Raw genomic sequence first — 3,695 nt, forward strand, 5'->3', positions numbered from 1 at the left:
GGCCCATCCGGTCGGCTTCCATCAATTCCAGCTGATCGCTCAAGACGGCGGCGCGCTCGCGCCCCCGCCGTGCGGCTGCCGCGGCCGCGGCATCCCCGGTGTCGGCCGCGCCCGCCCGTCCGCCCGGGGCCGGGCTGCACGCCTTGTCGGTCAACAAGCCCATCGTGCTCGGCGCTTCCACCGGCGGCACGCAGGCGATCGAGTCGGTGCTCACCGCGCTGCCCGGCGACAGCCCCGGCATCGCCGTGGTGCTGCACATGCCCGAGAAATTCACCGCCATGTACGCGCAGCGGCTCGATGGCCTGTGCGCCATGAACGTGCGCGAAGCGCGCGACGGCGACCGGCTGGAGCGTGGCCTGGTGCTGATCGCACCCGGTGGCCGCCACATGCAGCTGCGCAAGGCCGCGGGCCAGTATTTCGCCGTGGTGGCCGACGGCCCGCCGGTGAACCGCCACAAGCCGTCGGTAGACGTGCTGTTCCGCTCGGCTGCCGACTGCGCCGGCCGTGACACGCTGGCCATCATCCTCACCGGCATGGGCGACGACGGCGCGCGCGGCATGAAGGCCTTGCACGACCAGGGTGCGCGCACGGTGGCGCAGGACGAGGCCAGCTGTGTGGTCTATGGCATGCCCAAGGAGGCGGTGGCCCTGGGCGCGGTGGACGATGTGCTGCCGCTGAACCATGTGGCGCGGGCGATCACGGCCTTCGACGCGCGGGGCTGAGGCCCCCCATCCCCGCTCCAGCGCCAGACGCGTCCGGCCCGCGTTGCCGGGGTGCCGCCTGGCCGCGTTGAGCAGGCCCGCCCATGACGTCGCATCGACGGCCTTGATCGCTGCGCCGATGCCGGTGCTGTTGTCCACCGCCGACTTCGTGTGCGGGCGCAGGGCGCGGTAGGCGTCCGGGCACATCGATTGCTTGAGGGGTGCCATGACCCTCGACGACCCTGCCCAGCTCAGCCGCTCGCCCGCGGTCGGGTCGTGGCGCGATCCGGTGGCGCTGCTCCTGGCCTCCACCGGCGAGGGCATCTATGGGGTGGACCTGGACGGGGCCTGCGTGTTCATCAACCCGGCCGGTGCGCGCCTGATCGGCTACGAGCCGCGCGAGTTGATCGGGCGCAACATGCACGAGCTCACCCACCACGCCCGTCCTGACGGCTCGGCCTACCCCGAGGCCGAGTGTCCGATCTTCAACGCCTTCCGCCGCGGGCTGCCCTGCCGCATCGACAGCGAGGTGTTCTGGCGCCGCGACGGCTCGTGCTTTCCGGTGGAGTACTCCAGCCACCCGGTGATCGAAGACGACCAGGTGCGCGGCGCGGTGGTGACCTTTGTCGACATCACCGAGCGCCGGCGCGCCGCCGACGCGCTGCAGCGCGCCAAGGACCAGCTGGAGGTGCGTGTGGGTGAGCGCACGCTCGCGCTGGCCACCGCCCTGAAACAGGTGCGCGAGCTGGCGGCCTGGTCGGAAACCGTGCGCGAAGAGGAGCGCACCCGCATCGCCCGCGAGGTGCACGACGAGCTGGGCAGCCTGCTGGTGGCGCTCAAGATGGACGTCAACTGGATGGACAGGCGACTGTCCGAACAGCACCAGCGCAGCCCCGAAGACGCGGGCGACATGCGCACCCGCATGCGCTGCAAGTGCCAGAACATGAGCCGCCTGATCGAAAGCGCGGTCGACAACGTGGGCCGCATCATCACCGACCTGCGCCCCAGCATCCTGGACCACCAGGGTCTGTGGGCCGCACTGGAATGGCAGGCGCAAGAGTTCGTGGCCTCGGCCGAGCTGGCACTGGACTGGTGCATGGACATGGACCCGGACGACCCCTGGCCCGAACCGCCCGAACCGATGGCCATGGCGGTGTTCCGCATCTTCCAGGAGATGCTGAGCAACGTGGGCCGCCACGCGCAGGCCCGCCACTTGCGGGTGGTGATCGCGGTGGCCGCGGGCGAGCTGACGCTCACGGTGGAGGACGACGGCGTGGGCGCGCCGGCGCAGGCCTTCGAGGCCGGTGACGCCTACGGCGTGATGGGCATGCGCGAGCGGGCGCGCCACTTCGGCGGCCAGATTCATATCCGCAGCCCGCCCGGCGAGGGCACGCAGATGCGCCTGCAACTCGGTCTCGCCGGACAGGGTCACTCATGAACGGCATGGAAACGGCAACCCTGCGCGTGCTCATCGGCGACGACCACCGCATCGTGCGCGAAGGCCTCAAGCAGGTGCTGGCCGACGCGCCCGACGTGCAGGTGGTGGCCGAGGCGCAGACCGGCCCCGAGGTGCTGCAGCAGGTGGCGGACCTCCAGGGTCGCGACGGGCTCGACCTGGTGCTGCTCGACATCGCCCTGCCCGGCATGGACGGGCTGGACGTGCTGCAGACCCTCAAGCGCGAGCACCCCAGGCTGCCGGTGCTCATGCTCAGCACTTACCCCGAGAAACAGTACGCGGTGCGCTGCATCAAGCTCGGCGCCAGCGGCTACCTGAACAAAAGCGCCGACCCCGACGACATGCTGGCCGCGGCGCGCAAGGTGGCCGCAGGGGGCGTGTTCCTCACGCCCAGCACGGCCGAGGCGCTGGTCGCCGCCGTGGGCCAGCGCAGCGCGCAGGCCGGGCCCGAAGCGCTCTCGCACCGCGAGCACCAGGTCTACCGCCTGCTCACCCAGGGCCTCACGGTGAGCGAAATTGGTGCGCAGCTCGGGCTGGCGCCCAACACCGTGAGCACCTACCGGGTGCGCATCCTGGAAAAGACCGGCACCAAGAACGACGTGGAGCTGGCGCTGTACGCCCAGCGGCACGCGCAAGGCCGCGCGGGCGGCTGACAGCGCGCCGGCGCGACCGCATTTGTAGGGCTGGCCCTACAGCGCATCGTGCGGGCGTGCGCGAAATGCACGTCGGCGGTCTGGCGGGCACGCAACTGGCCCGCCGCTTGCAAAGACAGCCCATCTTCCACTGCCGAGGTGTGCCATGTCCGAATTCTTCGACCCCTACAACGCCGACCGACAGCTGATGATGAAGTGCAGCTGCGGGCGCGACCACACGCTGGCCGACCACCACGCCGAGACGGTGGCCGACGCAGCCGCGCGCGAACTGCGCGCGCGCAGCGAAACCGCCGAGTTCGAGGCCTACAGCAACGAGTTCATCGAAGCGTCGCTGGTCAAGGCCATCTTTCCCCACGACCAAGAGCGCCGCATGTTCCTGCGCGCGGTGGGCAAGGGCACGGCCATGGCCGCCATCGCCAGCGTGCTGCCGGTGACCAGCCTGCAGGCCATGGCGCAGGACAAAGGTCCGCTGGAAAAGACCGACCTGAAGATCGGCTTCATCCCCATCACCTGCGCCACACCGCTGATCATGGCCCACCCGCTGGGCTTCTACAGCAAGCAGGGCCTCAACGTCACGGTCACCAAGACCGCGGGCTGGGCGCTGGTGCGCGACAAGATGATCAACAAGGAGTACGACGCGTCGCACTTCCTCTCGCCCATGCCGCTGGCCATCAGCATGGGGCTGGGCAGCAACGCCACGCCCATGAACGTGGCCACCATCCAGAACATCAACGGCCAGGCCATCACGCTGGCGCTCAAGCACAAGGACAACCGCGACCCGAAGAACTGGAAGGGCTTCAAGTTCGGCATCCCGTTCGACTACTCGATCCACAACTTCCTGCTGCGCTACTACCTGGCCGAAAACGGCCTGAACCCCGACACCGA

Annotated in this window: 4 protein-coding genes; all 4 read left to right on the plus strand. The window is 69.8% G+C overall.

Going from position 1 to position 3,695, the window contains the following annotated elements; all coding sequences use genetic code 11:
- Positions 1 to 164 precede the first annotated feature (164 nt).
- Positions 165 to 722 carry a CheB methylesterase domain-containing protein gene (locus ACR2JA_RS12320; RefSeq protein ID WP_434009373.1) on the plus strand — a complete coding sequence of 186 codons (558 nt, stop codon included), beginning with the start codon at positions 165 to 167 and terminating at the stop codon, positions 720 to 722.
- 205 nt (positions 723 to 927) lie between these two features.
- The gene (locus ACR2JA_RS12325; protein WP_434009374.1) at positions 928 to 2,139 is read left to right on the plus strand and encodes a PAS domain S-box protein; all 1,212 of its coding nucleotides are present in this window, start codon (positions 928 to 930) and stop codon (positions 2,137 to 2,139) included.
- The gene (locus ACR2JA_RS12330; protein ID WP_434009375.1) at positions 2,136 to 2,810 is read left to right on the plus strand and encodes a response regulator; all 675 of its coding nucleotides are present in this window, start codon (positions 2,136 to 2,138) and stop codon (positions 2,808 to 2,810) included. The genes ACR2JA_RS12325 and ACR2JA_RS12330 overlap by 4 nt, the downstream gene beginning before the upstream one ends.
- Before the next feature lie 145 nt (positions 2,811 to 2,955).
- The coding region (locus ACR2JA_RS12335; RefSeq protein WP_434009376.1) for a CmpA/NrtA family ABC transporter substrate-binding protein at positions 2,956 to 3,695 on the plus strand (740 nt) is incomplete at its 3' end.

Source organism: Hydrogenophaga sp., assembly GCF_051007235.1.
Classification (GTDB): Bacteria; Pseudomonadota; Gammaproteobacteria; order Burkholderiales; family Burkholderiaceae_C; genus Hydrogenophaga.